This window comes from Stenotrophomonas sp. Y-13 (assembly GCF_046267925.1).
In the GTDB taxonomy this organism is placed as follows: Bacteria; Pseudomonadota; Gammaproteobacteria; order Xanthomonadales; family Xanthomonadaceae; genus Stenotrophomonas; species Stenotrophomonas acidaminiphila_A.
Map to the genome: position 1 here is coordinate 3,165,076 of NZ_CP176501.1, position 25,422 is coordinate 3,190,497.

The window sequence follows — 25,422 nt, forward strand, 5'->3', positions numbered from 1 at the left end:
CCAAACGATCCCATGACCCAACCACGCCAAGCAATGCCAATACCCCTGTCGACCCGCCCTGCTCACGACGCAACGCATACCCGGCCTTGTCCTGCACGGGCAGGCACTGCAAGCTGACGCACTCCATCGCTTGGCGACCCACCGCACCGGCATGCGCCCCACCGAACGCCTGTTGAACCGGCTCTGGGCCCATGAGAAGGCCAGTTACGGCCTGCGCGTGTTCATCGCACTGGGCACGCTGATGGCCGTGTGCTGGTACCGCGGCGACCTGCAGCCGCTGCCGTCGCTGTTCCTGGGCACCATCGCCAGCGCCGTGGCCGAGACCGACGACAACGGCTGGGGCCGCAGCAAATCGGTGCTGCTGTCGCTGCTGTGCTTCGTCGCCGCCGCCGCCGCGGTCATCCAGCTGTTCGACTGGCCGCTGCCGTTCGTCGCGGCGGTGGCACTGGCCGCGTTCGCGCTGACCCTGCTGGGCGCCCTGGGCGAACGCTACGCCTCCATCGGCCAGGCCACGGTGACCCTGGCGATCTACACCATGATCGCGATGGACCAGCACCGCGGCGCCGGCACCGGTGCGGCCTGGCGCGACGTGGCGCAGATGCTGGCCGGCGCGGCGTGGTATGGCGCGCTGTCGATCCTGTGGACGGTGATGTTCGCCAACCGGCCGGTGCGCGAGCGGCTGGCACGGCTGTTCGCCGAGCTCGGGCGCTACCTGCAGCTCAAGGCGGACCTGTTCGAGCCGGTGCGCCATGGCGACCTGGAGGCACGGCGGCTGGCGCTGGCCGAGCAGAACGTGCGCGTGGTCGAGGCGCTCAACGCGGCCAAGACCGCCATCCTCAGCCGCTTCGGCCGCTCCGGGCGCCCCGGGGTGCAGTCCGGGCTGTATTTCCGCCTGTACTACATGGCGCAGGATTTCCACGAACGCGCCAGTTCCTCGCACTATCCCTACGAGGCGCTGACCGAGGCGTTCTTCCACAGCGACGTGCTGTACCGCTGCCGGCGCCTGCTGTCGCTGCAGGGCAGCGCCTGCATGGCGCTGGGCCAGGCCATCCGCCTGCGCCAGCCGTTCGACTACGGCGAGCGCAACCGCCAGGCCGGGCAGGACCTGGAACATTCGCTGCAATACCTGCGCGACCAGCACAACCCGCACTGGCAGCGCCTGCTCGGCTCGCTGCAGCTGCTGGCGAGCAACCTGTCCAGCATCGCGCGGCAGTTGTCCGAGGCGTCGCTGGCCGACACGCCACTGGAAGGCATCGACACCCGCCTGCGCGATTCCTCGCCGCATACCCTGCGCGAGATGGCCACCCGGCTGCGCCAGGCGCTGACGCCCGGCTCGGTGCTGTTCCGCCACGGCGTGCGCATCGCCCTGGCGCTGATCGCCGGGTACGCCGTGCTCAAGCTGGTGCACCCCAGCAACGGCTACTGGATCCTGCTCACCATCGTGTTCGTGTGCCGGCCGCATTTCGGCGCCACCCGGCTGCGGCTGGTGCAGCGCATCGGCGGCACCCTGGTCGGGCTGGGCGTGACCTGGGCGCTGATGCAGCTGTTCCCGGGCACCACGCTGCAATTGCTGCTGGCGCTGGCCGCGGCGCTGCTGTTCTTCGTCACCCGCACCGAGCGCTACGTGATCGCCACCGCCGCGATCACCACCATGGCGCTGCTGTGCTTCAACCTGCTCGGCGACGGCTTCGTGCTGATCTGGCCGCGGCTGCTGGACACGCTGATCGGCTGCGTGATCGCCGCCACCGCCTCGCTGCTGATCCTGCCCGACTGGCAGGGGCGGCGCCTGCACCGGGTGATGGCACAGGTGATCGCCACCAGCGCCCGTTACCTGGACGAGGTGCTGGGCCAGTACCGCAGCGGCATGCGCGACGACCTGCCCTACCGCATCGCCCGCCGCGACATGCACAACGCCGACGTCGCACTGTCGGTGGCGCTGTCCAACATGCTGCGCGAGCCCGGCTACGCGCGCGGCAACCTGGATGCCGGGTTCCGCTTCCTGGCGCTGTCCAACACCCTGCTCGGCTACCTGTCCGCGCTCGGCGCGCACCGCGCGCGCGCCACGGTGACCGACGACCCCCTGGTCAGCCATGCCCAGCAATGCCTGCAGCAGGCGCTGGCCGGGCTGTCGGCCGCGCTCGCCGCGCGGCGGCCGGTGCCGGCGGCCGAGGTCGATGAGGCCGCGCTGGCGGATACGCTGGAGCAGTTGCCCGGCGACAGCGACGACAAATCGCGGCTGGTACGCACCCAGCTGGCGCTGATCCTGCGCCTGCTGCCGCGGCTGCGCGCGGCCGCGGACGAAGCGGTGGGCGCGCCGGCGCCGGCCACGCTGGCGGCTTCGCAAGGCTAGCGTCGCGCCGACGCGCGCGGCATTGCCAGCAGCGCCGCCAGCGCCAGTGCGATGCCCACCGCGCACACCCCGTTCCAGCCGTACCGGGTCCAGCCCAGCGTGCCCAGCGCGGAACCGGCCGCGCCACCGATGAAGTAGCAGGTCATGTAGGCCGCGGTGATGCGGCTGCGGGCGCTCTCGTCCAGGCGGTAGATCGTGCTCTGGTTGTCGATGTGCACCGCCTGCACCGCCACGTCCAGCGCCAGCACGCCCACCACCAGCGCGGCCAGCGACACCGGCGCCAGCAGCAACACCCCCCACGACAGCAGCAACAGCACCAGCCCGCCACCGGTCACCAGGCGGCCGTGGCCGCGGTCGCTCAGGCGCCCGGCGCGGCTGGCGGCCAGCGCACCGGCGGCACCGACCAGCCCGAACAGGCCGATGCTGGCGATGGAATAGCCATAGGCCGGCCCGGACAGCAGGAACGCCAGCGGCGTCCAGAACACGCTGAAGCCGGCGAACAGCAGCGCGCCCAGCCATGCGCGCCGGCGCAGCACCGGCTCGTCGCGCAACAGCGCCAGCACCGAGGCGAGCAGCCGTGGATACGACAGCGTCGCCCGCGGCCGGTAGGCCGGCAGCGCGCGCGCCAGCGCCAGCGCCATGAGCAGCAGCGCGACACCGGCCACCCAGTACACGGTATGCCAGGAGCCGATCCCGGCCAGCAGCCCCGAAGCCGTGCGCGCCAGCAGGATGCCCAGCAGCAGCCCGGCCATGAGCGTGCCGACCACGCGCCCGCGCCGCTCCGGCGCCGCCAGCGTCGCCGCATGCGGGATGATCACCTGCGCGGCCACCGCGCACAGCCCGCTGAGCGCGGTACCGGCCAGCAGCTGCGTGAAATGGCCGGCGCTGGCACTGACCAGCAGCCCCAGCGCCGCCAGTACGAACAGCGCCACGATCAGCCGGCGCCGTTCCAGGCGGTCGCCCAGCGGCACGATCAGCAGCAGCCCGGCGGCATAGGACAACTGCGCGACGGTCATCACCCAGCCCACGCGGCCGGCGCCCAGCCCGAACGCGTCGCCCAGCAGCTGCAGCAGCGGCTGGGCGTAATAGTTGCTGGCCACGATCAGCCCGGTGGCGGCGGCCAGCAGCATGACCCGGCGCTGGCTGAGCACGTGCGGTTGGGGGGATTGGCTGGACATCACGGCCTCGATGGGGAACAACGGAAGGCAAGTCTGTGGGCCACCCATGAATGACGCCAATGTATTGTTTTCATCCTTTCCATCTTTCTGAGTGATGGCATGTTCACCCTGCGCCAGCTGGAGTTCGTCGTCGCCGTCGCCGAGGAGGGCGGGTTCACCGCCGCCGCCGCGCGCTGCCATACCGTGCAGTCGGCGCTGAGCCACCAGGTGGCGCGGCTGGAGGACGCCTTCGGCGCACGCCTGTTCGAACGCGGCCACCGCCAGGTGCGGCCCACCGCGGCCGGTGAAGTGTTCCTGCGCAACGCCCGGCTTACCCTGCAGGCCGCCGACCGGCTGCAGGAGGAAATGGCGCTGGCGCTGGGCACGGTGCGCGGGCGCATCCGCATCGGCCAGATCACCGCGCTCAGCGTGGTCGACGTGCCCGCGCTGCTGGCCCGCTTCCGCAGCGCGCATCCGGCCGTGGACGTGCACCTGCGCGTGGGCATGAGCGAGGAACTGCTGGCCGAGCTGGCCGAGGGCCGGCTCGACGTGGCCCTGGTCGGCGTCGGCCCGCAGGTGCCGCTGCCGGCGCAGCACCGCCTGCTCGACGAGGAAGGCCTGTCGCTGCTGCTGCCGCCCGGGGATGCGCTGGCGGCGATGCAGCGGGTGCCGCTGAGCGCGCTCGACGGCGTGCCGCTGGCGGCGCTGGTGCCCGGCGCCGGGGTGCGCCGGATGATGGACGACGCGCTGGACGAGCGCGGCGTCGTGCCGCGGCTGCAATACGAGGTCAGCCACGGCGAACTGCTGCGCCAGCTGGTGGCCGCGGGGCTGGCGGTCGCGGCGATTCCGGACAGCATGGCCGCGCGCATGCATGCGGTGGAGGTACGCCCGCTGGACGAACCGTTCCGCTTCCGGACCTGCGCGGTGTGGCGTGCCGATCCCACCCCGGCCGCGCGCGCCCTGCTCGCGCTGCTGCCCGCCGCCGCGACGCACGGGGCGGACAGCGAACCTGCTAAGGTGCGGCGCAAACCAAGGAACCCACGTGGCCGGCCATAACCAGTTCGCGCTGCTCGGACAGCGCCGCTTCCTGCCGTTCTTCGTCGTCCAGGCGCTGGGCGCCTTCAACGACAACGTGTACCGCCAGGCGATCATCGGCCTGCTGTTCTTCCTCGGCGTCAGCACCAGGGAACGCAGCATCTACGCCATGCTCGCGCCGGCGATCTTCATCCTGCCCTACTTCCTGTTCTCGGCGCTGGCCGGCCAGTTCGCCGAGAAGCTGGAGAAGCAGCGGCTGATCGTCATCACCACCACGATGGAAATCGTGATCATGTCGCTGGCCGCGCTGGGCTTCCTCACCCAGAGCATGCCGGTACTGCTGGTGGCGCTGTTCTGCACCGGGCTGCAGTCCACCCTGTTCGGACCGGTGAAGTACTCGGTGCTGCCGTCCATCCTCAAGCCGGAGGAACTGACCGGCGGCAATGGCCTGGTCGAGATGGGCACGTCCCTCTCCATCCTCGGTGGCATGATCGCCGGCGGCATGATCTTCACCCTGGCCGGCAGCCACGGCCCGGTCGTGGCTTCGGTGGCGGTGATCGCGCTGGCGGTGGCCGGCAACATCGCCGCGCGGCTGATCCCGAAAGTGGATGCCGGCGCGCCCGGCCTGAAGATCAACTGGCACCCGCTGTCCGAATCGCTGGCGGTGCTGCGCATGGTCAGGAGGCAGAAGGCGGTGCGCAACGCGGTGCTGGGCGTGTCCTGGTTCTGGTTCGTCGGCACCGTGCTGACCTCGCAGCTGCCGGCCTACGCCGAGATCAACCTGGGCGGCGGCTCGACCCTGTACATCTTCGCCCTGGCGCTGTTCTCGGTGGGCACCGGCACCGGCTCGCTGCTGTGCGAGAAGCTGTCCGCGCGCACCGTCGAGATCGGCCTGGTGCCGCTGGGCGCGTTCGGCATGAGCGCGTTCCTGTTCGACCTGTACTTCGCCCGTACCGGCACGGTGGCGGCGAGCGGGCTGGACGTGGCCGGCTTCCTGCGCCAGCCCGGCAGCGTGCGCATCGTCGTCGACCTGCTCGGCATCGGTCTGTTCACCGGCCTGTTCGTGGTGCCGCTGTTCGCGCTGATCCAGAGCCGCACGCCGAAGTCGGAGATGTCGCGCGTGTTCGCCGCGCTCAACATCCAGAACTCGGGCTTCATCGTGCTGGCGGCGATGGCCGGCCTGCTCACCCAGAGCGTGCTGGACTGGAGCGTGCCGCAGCTGTTCCTGGCGCTGGCCATCGCCAACGTGCTGGTGGCCGGCTACATCTTCAGTATCGTGCCCGAGTTCCTGATGCGCTTCCTGAGCTGGGTGATGGTGCGCGCGCTGTACCGCCTGCGCCGGACCGGCATCGAGGAACACGTGCCCGACGAAGGCGCGGCGCTGATCGTGTGCAACCACGTCAGCTACATGGACGCGCTGATCCTGGCCGCGGTGATCCCGCGCCCGGTGCGCTTCGTCATGTACTACCGGATCTTCAACATCCCGGTGATGCGCTGGATCTTCCGCACCGCCAAGGCCATTCCCATCGCCAGCCCCAAGGAGGACGCCGAACTGATGCAGCGCGCGTTCGACGCCATCGATGCGGCGCTGGCCGAAGGCGAACTGGTGTGCATCTTCCCCGAGGGCGCGCTGACCCGCGACGGCGACATCGCGCGGTTCCGCTCCGGGGTGGAGAAGATCCTCGCGCGGCGGCCGGTGCCGGTGGTGCCGCTGGCGCTGAAAGGCATGTGGAGCAGCATGTGGAGCCGCCGCGACACGCGGCTGGGGCGGATGCGGGTACCGCGCCGCTTCCGCGCCCACATCGAGGTGGTGGCTGCCCCCGCGGTCGACGGCACCGCCACCGACGCGGCGGCGCTGGAGGCCCGGGTACGGGCATTGCGCGGCGACGACGCCTGACCGGCTTTACCGCCTGCCCGGCAAATCGCTACGCTACCCGTCCACACGCGGCTGCAGGGATTGCACGGCATCCGCCGACACCGAGGAACCATGGACATCCCACCGCCCCCTCCCAGCGCTCCCGCCGCTCCCGCGCCGCAGCAGGTGCACCACTACTACCATCCGCAGAAGTCCGGCGGCGTGGCGGCGCTGCTGGAGGTGCTGCCGGGGCTGTTCCTGCAGACGTTCGGCATCGGCCACATGTACGCCGGCAACGTCGGCACCGGCCTGATCATCATGTTCGGCTACTGGGCGCTGACGCTCGTCAACCTGCTGCTGTGCTTCGTCTTCATCGGCTTCATCACCTGGCCGCTGTGCTGGGTCGCGGCCATGATCCTCTCGTCGCTGACCGCGGCGAACGCCTGCAAGTCACGCTGATCGCCATCCCACCGGAGAACCCATGAATACCGTCAATCCCGCCAGCAGCATCCCCAACCACCTGGCCTGGTCGATCATCGCCACGGTCCTGGCCACCTGCCTGTGCTGCCCGCTGGGCCTGGTGGGCATCGTCGCCATCGTGTTCTCCAGCAAGGTCAACAACCTGCTGGCCCAGGGCGATATCGACGGCGCGCGCCGCGCCTCCAACAACGCCAAGACCTGGTGCTGGGTGGCCACCGCGCTGGCCATCATCGGCGTGGTGTTCAACGCCATCTACTTCGCCATGGGCGGCGCCGCCGCCTACATGGAAATGCTGCAGAAATACCAGTAAGCCGTGGCATTGGTGCTCGAAACCCGGCACAGGCTCGGGCTGGCGGGGGTCGCACTGGCGATTCCCGCCGGCCTCTGGCTGCTGTGGCATTTCGACCCGAACGTCGAGGGCAACCCGTTCCCGCCCTGCATGTTCCTGGCCTTCACCGGCTACTACTGCATCGGCTGCGGACTGACCCGCGCGCTGCACGCGCTGGCCCACGGCGACCTGCTGCGCGCGTTTTCGATGAACCCACTGGGCCTGGTGACCTTGGCCCTGATCCCGTTGATGGTGCTGTGGTCCGCCGGCTGGAACCCACGCTGGTTGCAGCCGCTAATGAAGGTGGTGATGGCACCGAAGCTGTGGCTGGCGGTGCTGCCGGCCTACTGGATCGCCCGCAACCTGCCCTGGTATCCGTTCACCCTGCTGGCACCGGGCTGAAAAACATCGGGCGGCAACCTCCGGCGCGCCATGCCTGGCGCGCGTGCCGGCATCGCGCGCACCAGGCCCGTGCCGGGCAAGCCCGGCACCTACGTTTGCGCCCCCGGCGGCATCAGGCGACCGGCGCGTGGAGGCGGGGTTTGCCTGGCATGAAATCCCAACGCCGATGCCCCGTGCCGGGCACGCCCGCCACCTGCGCCGGTCTCAGCCCACCCAGCCGGCGATGATCAACAGCGCCAGCAGCGCCATCCACAGCAGCAGCATGCGCCAGACCATGCTCATCGCGTCGCGCAGCTCGGGGTGACGCTCGGCGTGCGGGACCAGGCCGGCCTCGCGCGCATCGGCCGCGTCCTCGGCCAGCTCCATGCCGACCCCGGCGCGTGCGGCCTCGCCCAGGAATCCCAGGTCCAGCGCCCAGCGGTTGCCGCCGGCACGGCGCCATGCCGAGAACACCGTGTCGAAATTGCCGACCAGCGCCATCGACAGGGTCATCAGCTGGGCCACCGGCCATTCCAGCAACGCCAGCGCCCAGCCCCCCGTTTCGCGGGCTTCGGTGGCCACGCCGGCGGCGATCGGGCCATGCACCGACTGCACCAGCAGCCGGTACAGCACCGCCCCCAGCGGGCCCAGCAGCAGGAACCAGAACAGCGGCGCGAACCAGCGCCGCAACGCGTTGTATAGGGTCGCGTCGACCAGCGTCGGCAGGTCCTCGCGCAGGCTGCCGCCGGCCGACTGCAGCTGTGCGACCGCCGCGTCGTAGGCGGCCGGGTCTTCGGCGTCGATGACCGCCTCGACATCGCGGTCGAGGTCGCGCGGCCCCCAGCACAGCGCCAGCACCCCCATGCCGAACAGCAGCGACGGCAGCCCGTGCAGGTGCCCGGCGAGCAGCCACTGCACGACCGCCACCAGCAGCACCCAGGGAAGGATCGCCAGCAGCAGCCCGAAGCGGCCGGCATTGCCGCCGCCTTCGTGTACCTGCAGCCAGCCCAGCCAGCGCCCGAACCAGCGCCAGTCGCGCAGCGCCGCCATCGCCGCGGGCGCCAGGTGGCCAAGGACCAGTGCCGCGATCACTGCTACCAGGGTCGTGAACATGCGATTCCTCCGGGTCCCGATTGTAGGCCCCGCCATGGCCGCGCAGGCTGCTGCCGGCGACGACCCGCTGCCGGCTTCATGGCTGCCGGCGCCGGTACCAGTCCTCGATCAGCGTACGGGCGATCGAGATGCGTGGCGACAACAGGATGCCCTGGCCATCGTCGGCCTGCTCGCGGCGCAGCGCCGCGCCGATTTCCTCGGCATCGAACCAGCGTGCGTCCTCGAGCTCGCCGTCGACCTGCGGCACGTCGCCGTGCGCGATCGCGCGGAAGCCGACCATCAGCGCCCCCGGGAAGGGCCACGGCTGGGTGCACAGGTAGTCGGCCTGGATCACCCGCACCCGGGTCTCCTCGAACACTTCGCGCGCGACGGTCTGCTCGAAGGTCTCGCCGGGTTCGACGAAACCGGCCACCACCGACCAGCGCCGCGGCGCCCAGCTGGCCTGGCGGCCCAGCAGCAGGCGGCCGTCATGCTCGACCGCGACGATGACCGCCGGATCCACCCGCGGGTAGTGCTCGGTACCGCACTGGCCGCAGCGGCCGATGAAACCGCCGCGCCCGAACACCACCGCGGCGCCGCAGACGCCGCAGAAGCGGTTGCGCGAGTGCCAGTACGACATGCCGCGCGCATAGCAGAACACGCCGGATGCGTCGGCCGGCCACTCGGCGGCGGCGCGGCGCAGGTCGATGCGTCCCGGCGCCTGTACCGACACCATCGCCGCTTCAACCACGAACCAGGCGCGCGCCTGCTGCATGCCCAGGAAGATGGCGGTGCCCGGGCCGCCGCCCAGTTCGCGGCCGCTGGTCAGGAACGGCTGCCCATCAGCGTCGGCGAAGGCGGTGCCATCGGCGTCGAGCACCAGCACCCGGGCATCGGGCCACAGCCGCGCCAGCGCGTCGGCGTCGTCGCGCAGTGCGTCGGCGCGGTCCAGCGCTGCGCCGGCAAAGGCATGGGCGTGGAAGGAAGAATCGGAAGCAGGCATCGTCGGCAGACTACCGGCAAACCAGCGTGGCGAGAAGCGGCCGGCGTCCGCCGCGGGATGCGCGTGCCGGCGGCCTGGCGCCGCGCTCAGACGGCGAAACTGCTGCCGCAGCCGCAGGTCGTGCGGGCATTGGGATTGCGGATCACGAACTGGGCCCCGGTGAGGCTTTCCGAGTAATCGACCTCGGCGCCCATCAGGTACTGCAGGCTCAGCGGGTCCACCAGCAGGGTCACGCCATCGGTGACCACCGCCAGGTCGTCGTCGGCCCGGTTCTCGTCGAACTCGAAGCCGTACTGGAAGCCGGAACAGCCGCCGCCCTGGATATAGACGCGCAGGGCCAGGGCAGCGTTGCCCTCCTCGCGGATCAGCTCGCCCACCTTGGCCGCGGCGGCCGGGGTGAAGTTCAGCGGGCGATCGAGGGACTGGTAATCGGGGGCGGCCGTTGCGCCGGGCAGGGAAACGAGCGTGCTCATGCGCCCAGCATGGGGACGCCCGCCCGCCGATTCAAGCCTCCGCCGCTTCAGCCTGCGCCTGCAGCGCGGCCGCCTCGGGCGAGGGCAGCGCGGCCATCGTCGTGGCATGCACCAGGCGGCCGTTGAGCTGCGCGCCGGCGCCCATCTCCACCACCTGGTAATGGACGTTGCCGTTGACCCGGGCGGTGGGCGTCAGTTCGATGCGTTCGCCGGCGTGGACGTCGCCGTCCATGCGCCCGCTGAGCACCACCACCGACGCGCGCACCTCGCCGTCGATATGGCCCTGTTCGGCCAGGGTCAGCACCGCCTTGGCGCCCTCCTCGGCGATCACCCGGCCCTCGATGCGGCCTTCCACGTACAGGCCGCCGCTGAACACCACGTCGCCCCGGATCACCACCTGCGGCCCGATCAGGGCGTCCACCACCAGGTGGCTGTCGCGGCTGGACTTGTTCTTGAACATCACTGCTCCCCTCTGCCGTTGCCGGCGAGTTTCCAATCGAATGTCTGCGTCGCGCTCCCCCCGGGCCCGGTCAACGAGACTCGCACACGTTGCGGGGTGAAATCCTTGGGCAGCATCACGCTGCCGTCCAGACGCTGGAAATAGCGGAACGAATAGGCCTGCCCGGGCACGTCGCGGCGCTGGTGGAGCTCATCCCAGCTCACCGTCGCCAGCTTGCCGCCCTTGACCCCTTCCACCGAGAACCGCATCTGCCCCTGGCTGATGGCTCCCCTGTTCAGGTTCTGCGTCAGCACCACACTGTACTGCCAGGTGCCCGCGGCTTCGGCGGAGAACTCCACCGAATGCGCATTCAGCCCCTTGCGCTGGCTGGTGGCGCCCACCAGCCGCTCGTAGAACGCGACGTCCGCGCGCAGCCCGGCGATCTCCTCGTCACGCTCGGCCAGCGACGCCTGCACCTCGGTGTTGGCCGCGCGGCTGATCTTGTCCGACGCCTCCAGCGTGGCCTGGCGCTGCCGCAGCTCCTCGATCTGCGCGCGCTGCGCGGCCACGGTGCGCTCGCTCTGGCGCAGCCGCTCGCGCAACCCGCCGGCATCGGGCGAGGCGTAGCGGGCGGCCAGCCAGCCGACCAGCAGCAGCGACACCAGCCAGGCGACGGCGAGGGCGGCCAGCCGGGTCCAGGCCGATCGCTGCGGGGTGCCGCGCAGGGTGATCTGGAAACGCGACGGGGATCGGTTGCTCATGGCGCTGCATCACCGGTGCCGGGTCCTGCGCGAAGCGGCACCTTCGCTCCGGTTGAAACGGCTGGGCAGTGTAAACGACTCCCGGCATGGCCCGCCGGGAACTGGCAATCGCCAGGGGCTTGGTCGATAGTTGCGATCCTGCTCACAGTTCCCGCGGGAGTCCGCGACCATGACCGACGCCCACGTTTTCGTCATCGGCATCCTGCTGGCCTGGCTGGCCGGCATCCGCGTGTACCTGACCGTGTTCGGCGTCGGCCTGGCCGGCGTGCTGGGCTGGGTCGAGCTGCCGCCGGCGTTGCAGGCCACCCAGTCCTGGTGGGTGCTGGGCACCTCGGCGGCGCTGGCGACCACCGAGTTCTTCGCCGACAAGATCCCCGGCGTGGATTCGATCTGGGACCTGCTGCAGACCCTGGCGCGGGTACCGGCCGGAGCCTTCCTGGCCGCGGCCACGTTGTCCCCGGATGGGCAGTTGGGTGCCGGCGCGCTCGCCGCCGGCGCCGGCGTGGCGCTGGCCAGCCACGGCCTGAAGGCCGGCACCCGCGCACTGCTGAACACTTCCCCGGAGCCGGCCAGCAACTGGGCCGCATCGGTGGCCGAGGACGGCGTGGTGATTGCCGGCCTGGCCCTGGCGCTGGCCCACCCGTGGCTGGCGCTGGCCGTGGTGGTCGGCGCCAGCCTGCTGGGCGCGCTCACCGTATGGCTGGTGTGGCGCGCGCTCTGGCGCGGGGTCAAGCGCCTGTTCGCCGCACCACCGCCGGCCGCGCCAGCGGCACCGGCCAGGGACCATTCGCTGCCACCGGCTCGTTGACCGCATAATCCACGGCATACGGGGAGTACCGATGGCAAGCAACGACACACCCACTTCCTCCGCCCGGCTGACGCGCGCGGAGGTCCCGCCGGCAGACTACTGGCAGCGCTGGAGCGTGGAGAACGCGCCGCCGGCCGAGGCGGTCCGCGCGCATATCGCCGCCGCGCCGGCCACCGCGCCCGAGTCGGGCCAGGCCGCCGCAGCGGCCGAAACGCCCTATCGCGTGCTGATCGTCGAGGACGACCGCTCGCAGGCCCTGTTCGCGCAGAGCGTGCTGCACGGCGCCGGCATGCAGGCCATCGTGCAGATGGACGCCGAAGGCGTGCAGCAGGCGATCGTCGAGCACCGCCCCGACCTGATCCTGATGGACCTGCACATGCCCGGGCTCGACGGCATGCGCCTGACCGCGCTGATCCGCCAGAACCCGCAGCAGCAGTTGCTGCCCATCGTGTTCCTGACCGGCGATCCGGACCCCGAGCGCCAGTTCGAGGTGCTCGACAGCGGCGCCGACGACTTCCTCACCAAGCCGATCCGCCCGCGCCACCTGGTCGCCGCGGTGGCCAACCGCATCCGCCGCTCGCGCCAGCAGGCGCGGGGCACGGCCGAAGGGGTAGCGCTGAGCAACCCGGAGACCGGCCTGCCCACGCGCCACAACCTGATGCTGCAGCTGGATACGGCACTGGCCGGATCCGAGCCCGGCGGGTTGATGTTCATCGAGATCGCCAGCGCGCTGGGCCTGCGCGAACGCTATGGCTATGCCGCCTTCGAACGGTTGATGGTGCAGGCCGGCCGGCGCCTGGCCGAAGCCGCGCGGCCGCACCTGCTGGCGCGGCTGAACGACAACAGCTTCCTGCTGCTGGGCCGCGGCATGGACGAGGACGCGGTCGAGGCGCTGGCCCGTTCGGTACGCCAGGCACTGTCCGCGCACCCGTTCGTGGTGCGCGATGACGAATCGCTGCACCTGCGCTGCGCGGTCGGCCACGCCCGCCTGTCGCAGGGCTTCGAGGATGCCGGCGTCGCGCTGGAGGCGGTCGAGCGCACCGCCCTGCAGGCGCGGCTGCTCGCCGACGGCGTGGCCGCCTACCAGGGCAACGGCGACGCTGCCGCGCAGGAACACCTGGCCCTGCTGGAAGGCCAGATCGAGCTGGCCTACCAGCCGATCGTGGCCGTCGCCGGCAGCGACACCGCGCAGTACCAGGTACTGCTGCGCCTGCGCCGCAACGACGGCACCCTGCTGTCGGCCGGCCAGGTGATTCCGGCGGCCGAAGCGGCCGGGCGCATCGGCGACCTCGACCAGCAGGTGCTCGACCACGCGCTGGGACTGCTGCACCGTTACCAGCACGCCGTGCCACCGATGCGGCTGTTCGTGTCGCAGTCGCTGCGCAGCCTTGCCCGCGAGGCCTTCGCCGGCTGGCTGCTCAAGGCCATCGCCGACCGGCAGATCGCCGGCAGCTCGCTGGTCATCGACGTGCGCCTGGGCGACGCGCTGGTGCACGCGGTGACGCTGCAGCAGTTCTGCGAGCGGTTGATGCCCGCCGGCGTGCAGTTCTGCCTGAGCCAGTTCGAACCCGGCGACGAGGCCAACGCGCTGATGACCCAGCTGCCGCTGGGCTTCGTGCGCATGGCCGGGCGTTTCGCCGGCAGCCATGCCAGCCAGAAACTGCGCGACGAGCTGCGTGGCGCGATCGACGCCGCGCACCGCGCCGGGCTGCAGATCATCGGCCAGCAGATCGAGGACCCGCAGGCCGCCGCCGCGATGTGGATGAGCGGCATCGACTTCATCCAGGGCAACGTGGTGCAGTCGGTCGGCAGCGAGCTGGACTTCGACTTCCAGAACACGGTGCTCTGACATGCGGGCAGCCAACCGCTGGGCCATGGCTTCGGCGATGCTCGCGTTGGCCGCGGGCGCGGCGCAGTGGCTGCCGCCGCCGCTGCCGGCGCACGCGGTGTCCACCGTCCTGGCCGGGTTTGCCTGCCTGTGCGCGCTGCTGGCGGCGCTCGCCGCGCGCGCCCTGGCCGAAACCTCCGCCGCGTTCGCGCGGCGCGCGCGCGACAACGAGCGCGAGCTGCAGCGCCTGCGCCAGGAACAGCAGCGCCATGTGCAGCTGGAGCAGCAACTGCTGCAGGCCAAGCAGGACGCCGAAGCGGCGATGCTGGCCAAGGGCGAGTTCCTGGCCACCATGAGCCACGAGATCCGCACCCCGCTCAACGGCATCATCCCGATGCTGGAGATGGTCGCGCAGGGGCCGCTGGGCGCCGAGCAGCGCGAGATGCTCAACACCGCCAGCGAAAGCTCGCGTGCGCTGTTCCGCATCGTCGACGACATCCTCGACTACTCCAAGCTCGAAGCGCAGCGGCTGGAGCTGGAGATCACCACCTTCAACCTGCGCGAACTGCTCGATTCGCTGCTGCAGCTGATGCGGCGTTCGGCGGCGCACAAGGGGCTGGACATCACCCTGGCGCTCGATCCGGCGGTGCGGCTGGCGGTGCGCGGCGACCCGGTGCGCCTGCGCCAGGTCCTCAGCAACCTGATGGTCAATGCGATCAAGTTCACCGAGCGCGGCGGCATCCAGGTGCAGGTGCGGCGCATGGGCGAGACCAATGCCCAGCACCTGCTGCGCTTCGAGGTCCGCGACACCGGCATCGGCATCGATGCCGACCAGCAGCAACGCCTGTTCAGCGCCTTTACCCAGGCCGACGCCTCGACCACCCGCCTGTACGGTGGCACCGGCCTGGGGCTGGCCATCTGCAAGCGCATCATCGACCTGATGCACGGCAAGATCGGCCTGGACTCGGTACCGGGCCAGGGTTCGACCTTCTGGTTCGAGATTCCGCTGCTGAAGGTGATCGGCGACCTGCGCGCGCCCGCGCATGCCGCCCATCCCCGGGTGCTGCTGGTGTCCACCGACGCGCGCCTGCGCCAGCGGCTGGAGCTGGTGCTGCCGAACTGGGGGTTCGACGTGCGCAGCGTGGACACGGTGCAGGAAGCGCTGGACCTGCTGCGCGCCGGCGGCACGCCGCAGCCCTGGCATGCCGTCATCGGCGACCTGCCGTCGCTGCGCCTGGGGGTGGCGGCGCTGCAGCGCGCCAGCGGCGAGCACCGCCTGGTCTGGCTGCAGGGCGATGCGCCACTGCCGGCCGAGCTGCACGACGGTGCGCGCGTGATCGCGCGCGAGGCGGCCGATGCGGCACTGCGGACGGCCTTGAGCGAACCGGCCACCCGCGCGCCGCTCCCGCTCCAGCAGACGCCCGCCACCACAGCGGAAGCGCCGCATGCCGACATGCCGCCGCCGGCACGCGCCGGCGGGCTGGCCGGCGCGCGGGTGCTGCTGGTCGAGGACAACCCGGTCAACCTGCTGGTGGCGCAGAAGCTGCTGGGCGTGCTCGGCTGCGAAGTGGACACCGCCATCAACGGCCAGCTGGCGCTGGACAAGCTGCACGCCACCCCCTACCAGGCGGTGCTGATGGACTGCCAGATGCCGGTCCTGGACGGTTACGCCGCCACCCGCCGCTGGCGCGAGCACGAGGCCGCCACGCAGGCCGCACGCCTGCCGATCATCGCCATGACCGCCAACGCCATGGTCGGCGACCGCCAGCGCTGCCTGGACGCGGGCATGGACGACTACCTGTCCAAGCCCATTTCGCGCGAAGGCCTGCAGGCCTGCCTGCTGCGCTGGTGCGGACCCGCGCCGACCGCCGGCGACGAACCGCCGCAGGCGGCACCGGCCCAGCTCGAGGAAGCCCCGGCCTCGGCCGCGCAGTCCACCGCCCTGCCGGTGCTCGACCGCGAGGTGCTGGACGAACTGCGCGAGATCGCCGGCGCCGAGACCGCCACCATCATCGACGTGTTCCTCGACGACACCACCCCGCTGGTGCGGCAGTTGCAGGAGGCCGCGGTCGCTCCCGACCTGGAGCAGTTGCGTGAACTGGCGCACAGCCTCAAATCGGCCAGCGCCAACGTCGGCGCGCTGGCACTGTCGGCCGCCGCGCGCCGGGTCGAACTGGCTGCCCGCGCCGGCAAGCTGGAACGCCCGGCGGTCATGGTCGCGCTGATCATCGCCGAGTTCGCGCGCGCGCGGCTGGCGTTGATCGGCTACCAGTCGGACATGCGCGGCGAACGCGCCGTGCAGGCCTGAACCCGGCTCATGCGCATGCGCGCGTCACGCCCGAGCGCGCGTGCGGGCAAGGGAGTGAGATCACCGCCGCGCAGGCAGCACCGCACTGCGCAGGTGAGGGATGCCGTGGCACACGGCGGCGCGGACGCGCCGTAGCCGGGGAGCCGGCAGTGCCCGGCGCGGCGCCGGGCCGCAGGTTCAATCGTCCAGCTTGGTCAGCAGGTAATTCGGTTCGCCGATGCGCTCGATCAGGTCGAGCTGGGTTTCCAGCCAGTCGATGTGCTCTTCCTCGGAATCGAGGATCTTCACGAACAACTCGCGGCTGACGTAGTCGCCGATGCTCTCCGCGTACGCCACGGCTTCGCGCAGCACCGCCACGGCCGAGGTTTCCAGCGCCAGGTCGCAACGCAGGATTTCCACCGGGCTCTCGCCGATGCGCAGCTTGCCCAGCGCCTGGAAATTCGGCAGCCCCTCGAGGAACAGGATGCGGTCGGACAAGGCGTCCGCATGCTTCATCTCGTCGATGGATTCCTTGTACTCGTGCTCGGCCAGTTCCTTCAGGCCCCAGTTCTTCAGCATCTTGGCGTGCAGGAAGTACTGGTTGATCGCGGTCAGCTCGTTGTAGAGCACCTTGTTGAGGAATTCGATGACCTTGGCGTCGCCTTTCATGGGGGGTTGCTCCTGCACGCGTTGAACGCGCGCACTGTAGCGTCACGCGTGCGGCGATGAAGGAACGCGAATCGTATGCATTGGTCCGGCCGCGATGGCGGCAGCGTCCCGCGAGGTCACCCCGCGGCGGTGCGCCGCGACGTTCTTCAGGCCACCCTGGCCAGGCCGAGGATCGGCAGCGGCAGGTCGCGCGCCGCGCGTGCCCGGGCCAGCAGCTCGCCCGCCATCTCCAGGCAGGAACCGCAGTTGGAACCGCAGCCGGTACGCATCGTCAGTTCGGCAACCGAACTGCAGCCGTTGTCGGCCGCTTCGCGGATCTGGTGGTCGGTGACACCGTTGCAGATGCAGACGTACACGGGGGCGCTGGGCAAGACCGGCCGGGAGTGGCCGGACACCATTTCATCGAAAACGAGAACGATTGTCAATTAAAATCCTGAATCGTTCTCGATCAGACGCCGCCGGTCAGGCCGTCGGCCCCTCGCCCTGCGCCTTGCGCGGCCAATAGCCGCGCTTGCGGGACCGCTTGCGCGGGCGCTCATGGCCCGCCGCATGGCCCGGCATCCACGCCTCCTGGGCGCTCTTCGGCATCGCGGTAACGCCCTGCCCGGCGATGCCACGCGCCAGCGGCGCCAGGTGCCGCAGCGCACGCGCGTAGACCCCGCGCTTGAACATCACCACATGCTCGACCGGATACCAGAAATCCACCCAGCGCCAATGGTCGAACTCGGGGGCCTCGGTATGGTCCAGGCGCACATGGCCCTCGTCGCCGGTCAGCCGCAGCAGGAACCAGACCTGCTTCTGGCCGATGCAGACCTGCTTCTCGGTGCGGCGGATGGCGCGACTGGGCAACCGGTAGCGAAGCCAGCCCGGGGTAGCCCCGAGCACTTCGACATGTTCAGGCAACAGGCCGGTTTCTTCCTGCAACTCGCGATACATGGCCTCGACCGGGGTCTCGTCGGAGTTCATCCCACCCTGCGGGAACTGCCAGCCATCCCGGCGCACGCGTCGTGCCCAGAACACCTGTCCGTCTTCCCGCATCAGCACGATGCCGACGTTCGGTCGATAGCCGTCCGGATCGATCACGATGCGGACTCCTAAATATTTCTACTGGCTTGGACTCTGCCATGGCCGCTGCAATGCCACAAGCGTGGAAAAAACAGTTGACAGGCAAGCCGCCGATACGCAGAATTGCGGGCTCCCTGAGGCTATGTAGCTCAGCCGGTTAGAGCACAGCACTCATAATGCTGGGGTCGGTGGTTCGAGTCCACCCATAGCCACCAAGGGAGCAGGAGCCCGGCTCCTGAAAGCCACAGCCCCGTCGCCAAGCGGTAAGGCATCTGACTCTGACTCAGACATTCGGAGGTTCGAATCCTTCCGGGGCTGCCAGATACCGAAGACCAGATCGAAAGATCTGGTCTTTTTTTGCCTGCTCCAGCGGTCTTGCCACGCCTGTTGGCCTCGGCCGCCGCGGCATGCGATAATCCACCCCTGCCTAGCCCCGTCGCCAAGCGGTAAGGCACCTGACTCTGACTCAGGCATTCGGAGGTTCGAATCCTTCCGGGGCTGCCAAACAGCAAAGGCCTGATCGAAAGATCAGGCCTTTCTTTTTGCCCCTCCTGCCATCGGCAGGCACCTCGACCGGGCGCCCGCGCGGCATGGCCTTCGCGCCACCCTTGAACGACAAAAGCCCGGCCAAGGCCGGGCTTTTGTTTTCCCAGCAGGGTCCCGGAGGATCCCACGCCAGGCGCGATGGATCAGCGCTTGGAGAACTGGGTGGCGCGGCGGGCCTTGTGCAGACCAACCTTCTTGCGCTCGACTTCGCGGGCGTCGCGGGTCATGAAGCCGGCCTTGCGCAGCTCGGACTTCAGGCCTTCGTCGTACTCGACCAGGGCGCGGGCGATGCCCAGGCGGATCGCACCGGCCTGGCCGGTGGTGCCGCCGCCGGTGGCGGTGACGATGACGTCGAAGCTCTCGGTGTTCTTGGTCAGCTCGAGCGGCTGGCGCACGATCATGCGCGCGGTCTCACGGCCGAAGAACTCGTCCAGCGGACGGCCATTGACGGTGATGTTGCCCGAACCCTTGCGCAGGAACACACGGGCGGTGGAGGACTTGCGGCGGCCAGTGCCGTAGTTTTGCGTGATAGCCATGATTAGATATCCAGAACTTGCGGCTGCTGGGCGGCGTGCGGATGCTCGGCGCCGGCGTAGACCTTGAGCTTGCGGTACATGGCGCGACCCAGCGGGCCCTTCGGCAGCATGCCCTTGACAGCGATCTCGATCACGCGCTCCGGGTGGCGCTCCAGCGCCTGGGCCAGGGTCTCGGTCTTCAGGTTGCCGATGTAGCCGGTGAAGCGGTGGTACTGCTTGTCCTGCAGCTTCTTGCCGGTGACGACAATCTTTTCTGCGTTGATGACAACCAGGTAGTCGCCGGTATCGACGTGCGGGGTGTAGACCGGCTTGTGCTTGCCACGCAGGCGGCGGGCCAGCTCGGTGGCCAGACGGCCCAGGGTCTTGCCCGAGGCGTCGACGAGATACCAGTCACGCTGGACGGTCTCGTTCTTTGCGGTGAAAGTGCTCATGAAAGAACTCAGGTTAGGTCGGGCTCATTGCGGCGCTGCACTGCCGGAACTCTGCCACGCGTTGTGAAGGTGAAACACAAGAGGCGGGATTGTACCGGCCGCGGCCGGCTCACGCAAGCCGCCGCCCGCCCGGCCTTGGCAGCCCTGGGGACAGCGGCGAGAATCCGGCTCTCCCCCCCACCCCGCCTGGACGCCATGATCACCGACCGCGTCTTCACGCCCCTGGATCGCCTGCTGACCGAGGCCCAGCGCGCCCTGGACACGGTGTTCGGCAACCCGCCGGCGCGCCGGCCCAACCCGGCCGGCGACACCCCGGACGTGGTGCTGGAACCCGAGGAAAGGCGCCACGCCGCGGGCCTGATGCGCATCAACCACGTCGGCGAAGTCTGCGCACAGGGGCTGTATTTTGGACAGGCGGCCGTCGCCCGCGATGCGTCCACCCGCGCGCACCTGCTGGCAGCGGCGCAGGAAGAGACCGACCACCTGGGCTGGTGTGCGGACCGCCTGCGCGAGCTCGACAGCCGCCCCAGCCTGTTCAACCCGCTGTGGTATGCCGGCAGCTATGCCATCGGCACCCTCGCCGGGCTGCGCGGCGACGGCTGGAACCTGGGTTTCGTGGTGGAAACCGAGCGCCAGGTCGAGGCGCACCTGGACGAACACCTGGAGACCCTGCCAGCGGCCGACCAGCGCAGCCGCGAGATCCTCAAGGTCATGAAGATCGACGAGGCGCGCCACGCCGACCATGCCGAACACGCCGGCGCGCGACTCCTGCCGCCACCGATCCCGACGGTGATGGCACTGGCTTCGCGGGCCATGAAAGCCATCGCCTATCGCCTCTGAATCCAGGCCCACGGCGCAACGCCTGGAGCGCCCGGAGCCCCCTGCAGCACCGCCTTTCTCCAGGCAGGCGCGACGATCGCCGCGGGGACAGGCGAACCCGACGCCCCGGCCGGGTTCAGCGCGGCGCCCGCGGAGGCAGCACCCGCCGCCCCGCCCCTGCCACTGCCGATCCGCGCAGTGATGGCACCGGCCGCCCGGCCGGCAAAGGCCAGCGCCGGCCAGCCCCCGCGCACCCCAGCCCACACAGCGGAACGCACGAAGCCTGCAACCCGTCCGGTGCGCCGCGGCCTTTGCAATAGCCGGTGCACCGAAGGCGCGCGGGATGGGCCGACCCGCGGCGGGCCCCGGGGCTGGCCACACAAGCCCCGGGGCCTGGCCGCGCCGCGGCCAGGATCACCCCACCACTTTCAGCCCGATCACGCCGGACACGATCAGCCCGATGCACAGCAGCCGCGGCCACGAGGCGCTGTCACCGAACAGCACGATGCCCAGCGCCGCGGCGCCGACCGCGCCGATCCCGGTCCAGATCGCATAACCGGTGCCGATCGGGATCGACTTGAGCGACTGCGACAGGCACCAGAAGCTGACCCCCATCGCGGCCAGGGTGCCCACGCTGGGCCACAGGCGGGTCCAGCCCTCGGTGTACTTCAGGCCGATCGCCCAGACGACTTCGAACAGACCGGCCACCAGCAGATAGATCCAGGCCACGGGTTTCCTCCTTGGGTACGGGACAAAAAAGAAGCGGCCCGGTGCGTGAGCACCGGGCCGCCGTCGGCTGTGGTCCGCGGATCGCTCCACGGGGCGGGCCGTCCCGCCGGGTATTTCAGGAGCGGCAGGCTAGCAACCGCTCCCCGAACCGCATGTAACCGTCACTCGGCCAGGTTGCGACCGTGGAACAGCTCCTCGATCTCGCGGCGCAGCAGCGCCTCGATCTTCATGCGCTCCTTGAACGACAGGTTCTTCGCCTTCTCCTCGAACAGGTACTGGTCCAGGTCGAAGTCCTTCAGGTGCATCTTCGTGTGGAAGATGTTTTCCTGGTAGACGTTGACGTCGAACATCTCGTAGCGCGACTTGATGTTCTTGGCCAGGAAGTTCTGGATCGAGTTGATCTTGTGGTCGATGAAGTGCTTCTTGCCCTTCACGTCGCGGGTGAAGCCACGGACGCGGTAGTCCATGATCACGATGTCCGACTCGAGGCTCTCGATCAGGTAGTTCAACGCCTTCAGCGGCGAGATCACGCCGCAGGTGGCGACGTCGATGTCGGCGCGGAAGGTGGCGATGCCTTCCTGCGGGTGGGTCTCGGGATAGGTATGGACGGTGATGTGGCTCTTGTCCATGTGCGCGACCACGGCGTCGGAAATCAGCTCCTTGCCCGCGGCCTTCTTGTCGATCACCGGCTCCTCGGAGATGAGGATGGTCACCGACGCACCCTGCGGATCGTAATCCTGACGGGCGATGTTCAGGATGTTGGCGCCGATGATCTCGGCCACATCGGTGAGGATCTGCGTGAGTCGATCGGCGTTGTATTCCTCGTCGATGTACTCGATGTAACGCTGGCGCTCCTCTTCGGTACGCGCATAGCAGACGTCATAGATGTTGAAGCTCAGCGCCTTGGTGAGGTTGTTGAAACCCTGCAACCTCAGGCGAGGCAACGGCTTGACCACGGCGGTCGGTCCTGTGAATGGTGGGAAAGGGGGCAATTATGGGGCAAACCGCCCCCTGGCGAAACGTGCGCGGCCAACAGGCGTTTGCCCCTTATGGCCGGCGTCGCTAAGCTTGTCCGTTAAGACAAGTTCATAAACACGAACATGAACGTCATCATGAGTCCAGGGATCGCCAACACCGTGCCTACCGTGCGCCTCGCCTCCAGCCCCTTGGCCCTGGACATCGCCACCATCGATCGGTTCCTGGCCCACAGCCACCGCCGCCGCTATCCGGCGCGCACCGATGTGTTCCGCCCGGGCGACCCGGCCGGCACCATGTATTACGTGGTCAGCGGCTCGGTCAGCATCATCGCCGAGGAGGACGAGGACCGCGAGCTGGTGCTGGGCTACTTCGGCGCTGGCGAGTTCGTCGGCGAGATGGGCCTGTTCATCGAATCGGACAAGCGCGAGGTGATCCTGCGCACCCGTACCCCCTGCGAACTGGCCGAGATCAGCTACGAACGGCTGCACCAGCTGTTCCTCGGGCCGCTGTCCAGCGACGCCCCGCGGCTGCTGTACGCCATCGGCTCGCAGATTTCACGGCGCCTGCTGCATACCAGCCGCAAGGCCAGCCGCCTGGCGTTCCTGGATGTGACCGACCGCATCGTGCGCACCCTGCACGACCTGGCCCGCGAGCCGGAATCGATGAGTCATCCGCAGGGCACCCAGCTGCGCGTGTCGCGCCAGGAGATCGCCCGGCTGGTGGGCTGTTCGCGGGAAATGGCCGGGCGCGTGCTCAAGAAGCTGCAGGCCGACGGCATCCTGCACGCGCGCGGCAAGACCATCGTGCTGTACGGAACGCGTTGAAAGCGCGTAGACGTACTTTCAACGCAAAAGTCTGCAAAGCAGACTTTGGGCCCCGGCGTACTGGACACCCGAATCCCCACGCCTGCCGGCGTGCGCCCTTTGCCAAAGGGGGCTGTTCCGGCGGGAACTCGGCTTCGCCCGCCTCAAGGCAGGGCAGCTACGTCCCGCCTCCCATCTCCTTGACGCATCCGCCCCAAGCGAACAGGCTCCGGTGATGGAATTTGGAAGCGAGTTCTACTGGTTCATCCTGATCGGGATCGGGGCACAGCTGGTCGATGGCGCGCTGGGCATGGCGTTCGGGCTGGTGTCCTCGTCGGTCCTGCTGAGCATGGGCCTGCCGCCGGCGGCGGTGAGCGCCAGCATCCACACGGCCGAGGTGTTCACCACCGGCGCGTCCGGCGTATCGCATCTGGCAGCGGGCAATGTCGACCGGCGGCTGTTCCTGCGCCTGGCATTGCCGGGGGCGGTCGGCGGCGCGCTGGGCGCCTATGTCCTGACCCAGTTGCCCGGCGAGTTCATCCGCCCCTTCATCTATCTCTACCTGCTGGCGCTGGCGATCTTCATCCTGGCCCGCGCGGCCGGCCGCTTCACCCCGCGCAGCGAGGTGCAACGGGTACCGGTGCTGGGCTTCTTCGCCGGCCTGCTCGACGCCAGTGGCGGCGGCGGCTGGGGGCCGGTGGCGACCTCGACCCTGCTCGCGCGCGGCGGCCAGGCCCGCACCACCATCGGCACGGTGAATGCCGCCGAGTTCATCGTCACCCTGTCGATCTCGGCCACCTTCCTGCTGTCGATGGGGCTGCAGCACCTGTCCATCGTCGCCGGACTGCTGGTGGGCGGGATGATGGCCGCGCCGGTGGCGGCGCTGCTGGTCAAGCGCCTCAAGGAGCGCTGGGTGCTGGTGGCGGTGGGCGTGCTGGTGCTGTCGATCAGCCTGTTCCAGATCGGACACGCGCTGCACCGCTGGCTGGGATGACCGCCGCCGGCCACCGGCCGGCAGCGCCGCTCAGGCCGGTTCGCCGCCGCGGTCGACGCAGCCCCAGTTGAGGATGCGGGTGCCGGCCGGCAGCACCCGGCGGAAATAGGCCACCCGCGCCTGTTTGGGGTTGACCACCACCGGCGCCCTGGCCGCGCGCAGCAGCGGCAGGTCGGCGGTGCTGTCCGAATAGGCGATGGCGATGTCGCCATAGCCGCGCTCGCGCAGCATGCGCATCTTCTCTTCGTTGTGGCAGTGGCGGGTGGCGCCCATGGCGCCCAGCCGCGGCCCCACTTCGCTGCCGACCACCGGCACGTCCTGGTGCGCGACGAAGGCCAGGATGGCCCGCGCCAGCTCCGGCGGCGCACCGGTCGCGACCACCACCCGGTCGCCGGCGCGGCGATGCGCGGCGAATACCGCCAGCGCGCGCGGCAGCAGGCGCGCGCGGATGGCCGGCTCGTGCGCGCGCACGTACTGGTCGATGATGCCGTTGAACTCGCGCGCCCGGTGCAGGCCGAACGTCGCGATCCACACGTAGCCGGAGATACCGAAACGGCGTGTCGGCAGCAGCGCCACCAGCGGGCCCAACAGCGGCGTGGCCAGCACTGCCGCCAGCATCCGCAGCGGGTTGCGGCGGATCAGCCAGGCGAACAGGTGGCTGCCGGAATCGCCGTCGTACAGGGTGTGGTCGAAATCGAAGACGACCAGCTGCGCGTCGTCGTGGGGAACGGGGTAGGACTCGGTCATGCGCTGAAGAATAGCTGACGCAGGCCCTCGCCCGGCTCCTCCACGCGCATGAAGGCCTCGCCGACCAGGAAGGCGTTGACGCCGGCCTCGCGCATGGTCCTGACGTCACCCGGGCCGAGGATGCCGCTCTCGGTGACCAGCAGGCGGTCGCGCGGCACCGCCGCGCGCATCGACAGGGTGGTGTCCAGCGATACCTCGAAGGTGCGCAGGTTGCGGTTGTTGATGCCCACCAGCGGTACCGGCACCTGGATCGCGCGCTCCAGCTCGTCGATGTCATGGACTTCCACCAGCACGTCCATGCCCAGCTGCATCGCCAGGTCGGACAACCCGGCCAGCTGGCGGTCGTCCAGCGCCGAAACGATGAGCAGGATGCAGTCCGCGCCCAGCACGCGGGCCTCGACCACCTGATAGGGGTCGATGACGAAATCCTTGCGCAGCACCGGCAGCGTGCAGGCCTCGCGCGCCTCCCGCAGGTAGGCGTCGGCGCCCTGGAAGAAGTCCACGTCGGTGAGCACCGACAGGCAGCTGGCGCCGCCCAGCTCATAGCTCACCGCGATCTCCGCGGGGCGGAAGTCGGGGCGGATCACGCCCTTGGACGGGCTGGCCTTCTTGACTTCGGCGATCACCGCCGGGTCGCCGTTGGCGATGGCCGCCTGCAGCGCACTGGCGAAACCGCGCACCGGCGGCGCGTCGGCCACGCGCGCCCTCAGCTCGGCCAGCGGCACGCGGGCACTGCGCTCGGCCACCTCCTGCGTCTTGCGGGCAAGGATGGTGTTGAGGATGTCGCTCATGGCTCTGCTTTCCTGGAATGCGGTACGGCGGTAGGGG

At 69.8% G+C, this 25,422-nt stretch carries 27 protein-coding genes and 3 tRNA genes; 15 read left to right on the forward strand and 15 right to left on the reverse strand.

Annotated features, from left to right (window positions below):
• The first annotated feature begins 151 nt into the window (after nucleotides 1-151).
• Nucleotides 152-2,350 carry a YccS family putative transporter gene (gene yccS, locus ACJ7VY_RS14290; RefSeq protein WP_409475898.1) on the forward strand — a complete coding sequence of 733 codons (2,199 nt, stop codon included), beginning with the start codon at nucleotides 152-154 and terminating at the stop codon, nucleotides 2,348-2,350.
• Here yccS and ACJ7VY_RS14295 read toward each other — a convergent pair.
• Nucleotides 2,347-3,528 carry an MFS transporter gene (locus tag ACJ7VY_RS14295; protein WP_409475899.1) on the reverse strand — a complete coding sequence of 394 codons (1,182 nt, stop codon included), beginning with the start codon at nucleotides 3,526-3,528 and terminating at the stop codon, nucleotides 2,347-2,349. The genes yccS and ACJ7VY_RS14295 overlap by 4 nt on opposite strands.
• A 99-nt stretch (nucleotides 3,529-3,627) precedes the next feature.
• On the opposite strand from ACJ7VY_RS14295, the gene ACJ7VY_RS14300 reads away from it, so the two are divergent.
• The 5 genes from ACJ7VY_RS14300 (at nucleotide 3,628) to ACJ7VY_RS14320 (ending at nucleotide 7,607) form a co-directional block, all read left to right on the forward strand.
• Nucleotides 3,628-4,563: a LysR family transcriptional regulator gene (locus tag ACJ7VY_RS14300; RefSeq protein WP_409475900.1), complete on the forward strand. Its 936-nt coding sequence runs from the start codon at nucleotides 3,628-3,630 to the stop codon at nucleotides 4,561-4,563.
• Nucleotides 4,550-6,439: an MFS transporter gene (locus ACJ7VY_RS14305; RefSeq protein ID WP_409475901.1), complete on the forward strand. Its 1,890-nt coding sequence runs from the start codon at nucleotides 4,550-4,552 to the stop codon at nucleotides 6,437-6,439. Before ACJ7VY_RS14300 ends, ACJ7VY_RS14305 begins: the two co-directional genes overlap by 14 nt.
• A 90-nt stretch (nucleotides 6,440-6,529) precedes the next feature.
• A complete protein-coding gene (locus ACJ7VY_RS14310) occupies nucleotides 6,530-6,856 on the forward strand; it encodes a hypothetical protein (protein ID WP_240212366.1) in 327 nt (108 codons plus the stop codon).
• A gap of 22 nt (nucleotides 6,857-6,878) precedes the next feature.
• On the forward strand, nucleotides 6,879-7,187 hold the full coding sequence (locus ACJ7VY_RS14315; RefSeq protein WP_104939708.1) for a CD225/dispanin family protein: 309 nt from the start codon (nucleotides 6,879-6,881) through the stop codon (nucleotides 7,185-7,187).
• A gap of 9 nt (nucleotides 7,188-7,196) precedes the next feature.
• Nucleotides 7,197-7,607, forward strand: coding sequence for a DUF2752 domain-containing protein (locus ACJ7VY_RS14320; protein ID WP_233996392.1), 411 nt, complete (start codon nucleotides 7,197-7,199; stop codon nucleotides 7,605-7,607).
• A gap of 204 nt (nucleotides 7,608-7,811) precedes the next feature.
• Here the strand turns inward: ACJ7VY_RS14320 and ampE are convergent, their stop codons facing one another.
• The 5 genes from ampE to ACJ7VY_RS14345 all read right to left on the reverse strand — a co-directional run bounded on the left by ampE (nucleotide 7,812) and on the right by ACJ7VY_RS14345 (nucleotide 11,354).
• On the reverse strand, nucleotides 7,812-8,699 hold the full coding sequence (gene ampE / locus ACJ7VY_RS14325) for a regulatory signaling modulator protein AmpE (RefSeq protein WP_293760912.1): 888 nt from the start codon (nucleotides 8,697-8,699) through the stop codon (nucleotides 7,812-7,814).
• A 76-nt stretch (nucleotides 8,700-8,775) separates the two neighbouring features.
• On the reverse strand, nucleotides 8,776-9,681 hold the full coding sequence (gene nudC / locus ACJ7VY_RS14330; protein ID WP_409475902.1) for an NAD(+) diphosphatase: 906 nt from the start codon (nucleotides 9,679-9,681) through the stop codon (nucleotides 8,776-8,778).
• Nucleotides 9,682-9,767: 86 nt separating this feature from the next.
• Nucleotides 9,768-10,154, reverse strand: a complete 387-nt coding sequence (gene erpA, locus ACJ7VY_RS14335) for an iron-sulfur cluster insertion protein ErpA (protein WP_161614954.1) — start codon at nucleotides 10,152-10,154, stop codon at nucleotides 9,768-9,770.
• 31 nt (nucleotides 10,155-10,185) lie between these two features.
• Complete coding sequence (locus ACJ7VY_RS14340; protein WP_104939710.1) at nucleotides 10,186-10,614, reverse strand: polymer-forming cytoskeletal protein; 429 nt, start codon at nucleotides 10,612-10,614, stop codon at nucleotides 10,186-10,188.
• Nucleotides 10,614-11,354, reverse strand: coding sequence for a DUF6776 family protein (locus ACJ7VY_RS14345; RefSeq protein ID WP_161614955.1), 741 nt, complete (start codon nucleotides 11,352-11,354; stop codon nucleotides 10,614-10,616). Before ACJ7VY_RS14345 ends, ACJ7VY_RS14340 begins: the two co-directional genes overlap by 1 nt.
• A gap of 169 nt (nucleotides 11,355-11,523) precedes the next feature.
• Between ACJ7VY_RS14345 and ACJ7VY_RS14350 the strand changes: the two genes are divergently transcribed.
• Genes ACJ7VY_RS14350 through ACJ7VY_RS14360 form a run of 3 tightly spaced genes read left to right on the forward strand, consistent with a single transcriptional unit; the run spans nucleotide 11,524 to nucleotide 16,298 of the window.
• Nucleotides 11,524-12,162, forward strand: a complete 639-nt coding sequence (locus tag ACJ7VY_RS14350; RefSeq protein WP_161614956.1) for a DUF4126 domain-containing protein — start codon at nucleotides 11,524-11,526, stop codon at nucleotides 12,160-12,162.
• Between the two features lie 31 nt (nucleotides 12,163-12,193).
• Nucleotides 12,194-14,011, forward strand: a complete 1,818-nt coding sequence (locus ACJ7VY_RS14355; protein ID WP_409475903.1) for an EAL domain-containing protein — start codon at nucleotides 12,194-12,196, stop codon at nucleotides 14,009-14,011.
• 1 nt (nucleotide 14,012) lies between these two features.
• Nucleotides 14,013-16,298, forward strand: coding sequence for an ATP-binding protein (locus ACJ7VY_RS14360; protein WP_409475904.1), 2,286 nt, complete (start codon nucleotides 14,013-14,015; stop codon nucleotides 16,296-16,298).
• Between the two features lie 177 nt (nucleotides 16,299-16,475).
• Here ACJ7VY_RS14360 and bfr read toward each other — a convergent pair whose 3' ends face one another.
• The 3 genes from bfr to ACJ7VY_RS14375 form a co-directional block, all read right to left on the reverse strand.
• On the reverse strand, nucleotides 16,476-16,946 hold the full coding sequence (gene bfr / locus ACJ7VY_RS14365; RefSeq protein WP_104939714.1) for a bacterioferritin: 471 nt from the start codon (nucleotides 16,944-16,946) through the stop codon (nucleotides 16,476-16,478).
• Between the two features lie 146 nt (nucleotides 16,947-17,092).
• On the reverse strand, nucleotides 17,093-17,302 hold the full coding sequence (locus tag ACJ7VY_RS14370) for a bacterioferritin-associated ferredoxin (RefSeq protein ID WP_104940281.1): 210 nt from the start codon (nucleotides 17,300-17,302) through the stop codon (nucleotides 17,093-17,095).
• 106 nt (nucleotides 17,303-17,408) lie between these two features.
• Nucleotides 17,409-18,029 carry an RNA pyrophosphohydrolase gene (locus tag ACJ7VY_RS14375; protein ID WP_056932809.1) on the reverse strand — a complete coding sequence of 207 codons (621 nt, stop codon included), beginning with the start codon at nucleotides 18,027-18,029 and terminating at the stop codon, nucleotides 17,409-17,411.
• A 120-nt stretch (nucleotides 18,030-18,149) separates the two neighbouring features.
• Here ACJ7VY_RS14375 and ACJ7VY_RS14380 point away from each other — a divergent pair.
• The 3 genes from ACJ7VY_RS14380 (at nucleotide 18,150) to ACJ7VY_RS14390 (ending at nucleotide 18,515) form a co-directional block, all read left to right on the forward strand.
• Nucleotides 18,150-18,226: transfer RNA gene (locus ACJ7VY_RS14380), tRNA-Met, on the forward strand.
• Nucleotides 18,227-18,257: 31 nt separating this feature from the next.
• Nucleotides 18,258-18,332 (forward strand) — tRNA-Gln (locus ACJ7VY_RS14385).
• 108 nt (nucleotides 18,333-18,440) lie between these two features.
• A tRNA-Gln gene (locus ACJ7VY_RS14390) sits at nucleotides 18,441-18,515 on the forward strand.
• A gap of 185 nt (nucleotides 18,516-18,700) precedes the next feature.
• Here ACJ7VY_RS14390 and rpsI read toward each other — a convergent pair.
• Both rpsI and rplM read right to left on the reverse strand, forming a co-directional pair.
• The gene (gene rpsI, locus ACJ7VY_RS14395) at nucleotides 18,701-19,093 is read right to left on the reverse strand and encodes a 30S ribosomal protein S9 (protein ID WP_054667799.1); all 393 of its coding nucleotides are present in this window, start codon (nucleotides 19,091-19,093) and stop codon (nucleotides 18,701-18,703) included.
• 2 nt (nucleotides 19,094-19,095) lie between these two features.
• Nucleotides 19,096-19,524 carry a 50S ribosomal protein L13 gene (gene rplM, locus ACJ7VY_RS14400; protein ID WP_056932810.1) on the reverse strand — a complete coding sequence of 143 codons (429 nt, stop codon included), beginning with the start codon at nucleotides 19,522-19,524 and terminating at the stop codon, nucleotides 19,096-19,098.
• Between the two features lie 195 nt (nucleotides 19,525-19,719).
• Between rplM and coq7 the strand changes: the two genes are divergently transcribed.
• A complete protein-coding gene (gene coq7, locus ACJ7VY_RS14405) occupies nucleotides 19,720-20,364 on the forward strand; it encodes a 2-polyprenyl-3-methyl-6-methoxy-1,4-benzoquinone monooxygenase (protein ID WP_409475905.1) in 645 nt (214 codons plus the stop codon).
• Between the two features lie 393 nt (nucleotides 20,365-20,757).
• Here the strand turns inward: coq7 and sugE are convergent, their stop codons facing one another.
• On the reverse strand, nucleotides 20,758-21,072 hold the full coding sequence (sugE, locus tag ACJ7VY_RS14410) for a quaternary ammonium compound efflux SMR transporter SugE (RefSeq protein ID WP_104939716.1): 315 nt from the start codon (nucleotides 21,070-21,072) through the stop codon (nucleotides 20,758-20,760).
• A 161-nt stretch (nucleotides 21,073-21,233) separates the two neighbouring features.
• On the reverse strand, nucleotides 21,234-22,028 hold the full coding sequence (speD, locus tag ACJ7VY_RS14415) for an adenosylmethionine decarboxylase (RefSeq protein WP_054667806.1): 795 nt from the start codon (nucleotides 22,026-22,028) through the stop codon (nucleotides 21,234-21,236).
• 156 nt (nucleotides 22,029-22,184) lie between these two features.
• Here speD and crp point away from each other — a divergent pair, with 156 nt between their 5' ends.
• Both crp and ACJ7VY_RS14425 read left to right on the forward strand, forming a co-directional pair.
• Nucleotides 22,185-22,874, forward strand: coding sequence for a cAMP-activated global transcriptional regulator CRP (crp, locus tag ACJ7VY_RS14420; RefSeq protein ID WP_104940282.1), 690 nt, complete (start codon nucleotides 22,185-22,187; stop codon nucleotides 22,872-22,874).
• Nucleotides 22,875-23,088: 214 nt separating this feature from the next.
• Nucleotides 23,089-23,847: a sulfite exporter TauE/SafE family protein gene (locus tag ACJ7VY_RS14425; protein WP_161614961.1), complete on the forward strand. Its 759-nt coding sequence runs from the start codon at nucleotides 23,089-23,091 to the stop codon at nucleotides 23,845-23,847.
• A gap of 30 nt (nucleotides 23,848-23,877) precedes the next feature.
• Here the strand turns inward: ACJ7VY_RS14425 and ACJ7VY_RS14430 are convergent, their stop codons facing one another.
• Both ACJ7VY_RS14430 and trpC read right to left on the reverse strand, forming a co-directional pair.
• Entirely contained in the window at nucleotides 23,878-24,594 is a 717-nt protein-coding gene (locus ACJ7VY_RS14430; RefSeq protein ID WP_409475906.1) for a haloacid dehalogenase-like hydrolase, read from the reverse strand.
• Complete coding sequence (gene trpC / locus ACJ7VY_RS14435; RefSeq protein ID WP_161614962.1) at nucleotides 24,591-25,385, reverse strand: indole-3-glycerol phosphate synthase TrpC; 795 nt, start codon at nucleotides 25,383-25,385, stop codon at nucleotides 24,591-24,593. The genes ACJ7VY_RS14430 and trpC overlap by 4 nt, the downstream gene beginning before the upstream one ends.
• Nucleotides 25,386-25,422 lie beyond the last annotated feature (37 nt).

Bases quoted from the DNA above. Each gene is read 5' to 3' on its own strand.
- yccS (WP_409475898.1), top strand. From the start codon at position 152: ATGCGCCCCACCGAACGCCTGTTGAACCGGCTCTGGGCCCATGAGAAG.
- ACJ7VY_RS14295 (WP_409475899.1), bottom strand. From the start codon at position 3,528: ATGTCCAGCCAATCCCCCCAACCGCACGTGCTCAGCCAGCGCCGGGTC.
- ACJ7VY_RS14300 (WP_409475900.1), top strand. From the start codon at position 3,628: ATGTTCACCCTGCGCCAGCTGGAGTTCGTCGTCGCCGTCGCCGAGGAG.
- ACJ7VY_RS14310 (WP_240212366.1), top strand. From the start codon at position 6,530: ATGGACATCCCACCGCCCCCTCCCAGCGCTCCCGCCGCTCCCGCGCCG.
- ACJ7VY_RS14315 (WP_104939708.1), top strand. From the start codon at position 6,879: ATGAATACCGTCAATCCCGCCAGCAGCATCCCCAACCACCTGGCCTGG.
- ampE (WP_293760912.1), bottom strand. From the start codon at position 8,699: ATGTTCACGACCCTGGTAGCAGTGATCGCGGCACTGGTCCTTGGCCAC.
- nudC (WP_409475902.1), bottom strand. From the start codon at position 9,681: ATGCCTGCTTCCGATTCTTCCTTCCACGCCCATGCCTTTGCCGGCGCA.
- erpA (WP_161614954.1), bottom strand. From the start codon at position 10,154: ATGAGCACGCTCGTTTCCCTGCCCGGCGCAACGGCCGCCCCCGATTAC.
- ACJ7VY_RS14340 (WP_104939710.1), bottom strand. From the start codon at position 10,614: ATGTTCAAGAACAAGTCCAGCCGCGACAGCCACCTGGTGGTGGACGCC.
- ACJ7VY_RS14345 (WP_161614955.1), bottom strand. From the start codon at position 11,354: ATGAGCAACCGATCCCCGTCGCGTTTCCAGATCACCCTGCGCGGCACC.
- ACJ7VY_RS14350 (WP_161614956.1), top strand. From the start codon at position 11,524: ATGACCGACGCCCACGTTTTCGTCATCGGCATCCTGCTGGCCTGGCTG.
- ACJ7VY_RS14355 (WP_409475903.1), top strand. From the start codon at position 12,194: ATGGCAAGCAACGACACACCCACTTCCTCCGCCCGGCTGACGCGCGCG.
- ACJ7VY_RS14360 (WP_409475904.1), top strand. From the start codon at position 14,013: ATGCGGGCAGCCAACCGCTGGGCCATGGCTTCGGCGATGCTCGCGTTG.
- bfr (WP_104939714.1), bottom strand. From the start codon at position 16,946: ATGAAAGGCGACGCCAAGGTCATCGAATTCCTCAACAAGGTGCTCTAC.
- rpsI (WP_054667799.1), bottom strand. From the start codon at position 19,093: ATGGCTATCACGCAAAACTACGGCACTGGCCGCCGCAAGTCCTCCACC.
- rplM (WP_056932810.1), bottom strand. From the start codon at position 19,524: ATGAGCACTTTCACCGCAAAGAACGAGACCGTCCAGCGTGACTGGTAT.
- coq7 (WP_409475905.1), top strand. From the start codon at position 19,720: ATGATCACCGACCGCGTCTTCACGCCCCTGGATCGCCTGCTGACCGAG.
- crp (WP_104940282.1), top strand. From the start codon at position 22,185: ATGAGTCCAGGGATCGCCAACACCGTGCCTACCGTGCGCCTCGCCTCC.
- ACJ7VY_RS14425 (WP_161614961.1), top strand. From the start codon at position 23,089: ATGGAATTTGGAAGCGAGTTCTACTGGTTCATCCTGATCGGGATCGGG.
- ACJ7VY_RS14430 (WP_409475906.1), bottom strand. From the start codon at position 24,594: ATGACCGAGTCCTACCCCGTTCCCCACGACGACGCGCAGCTGGTCGTC.
- trpC (WP_161614962.1), bottom strand. From the start codon at position 25,385: ATGAGCGACATCCTCAACACCATCCTTGCCCGCAAGACGCAGGAGGTG.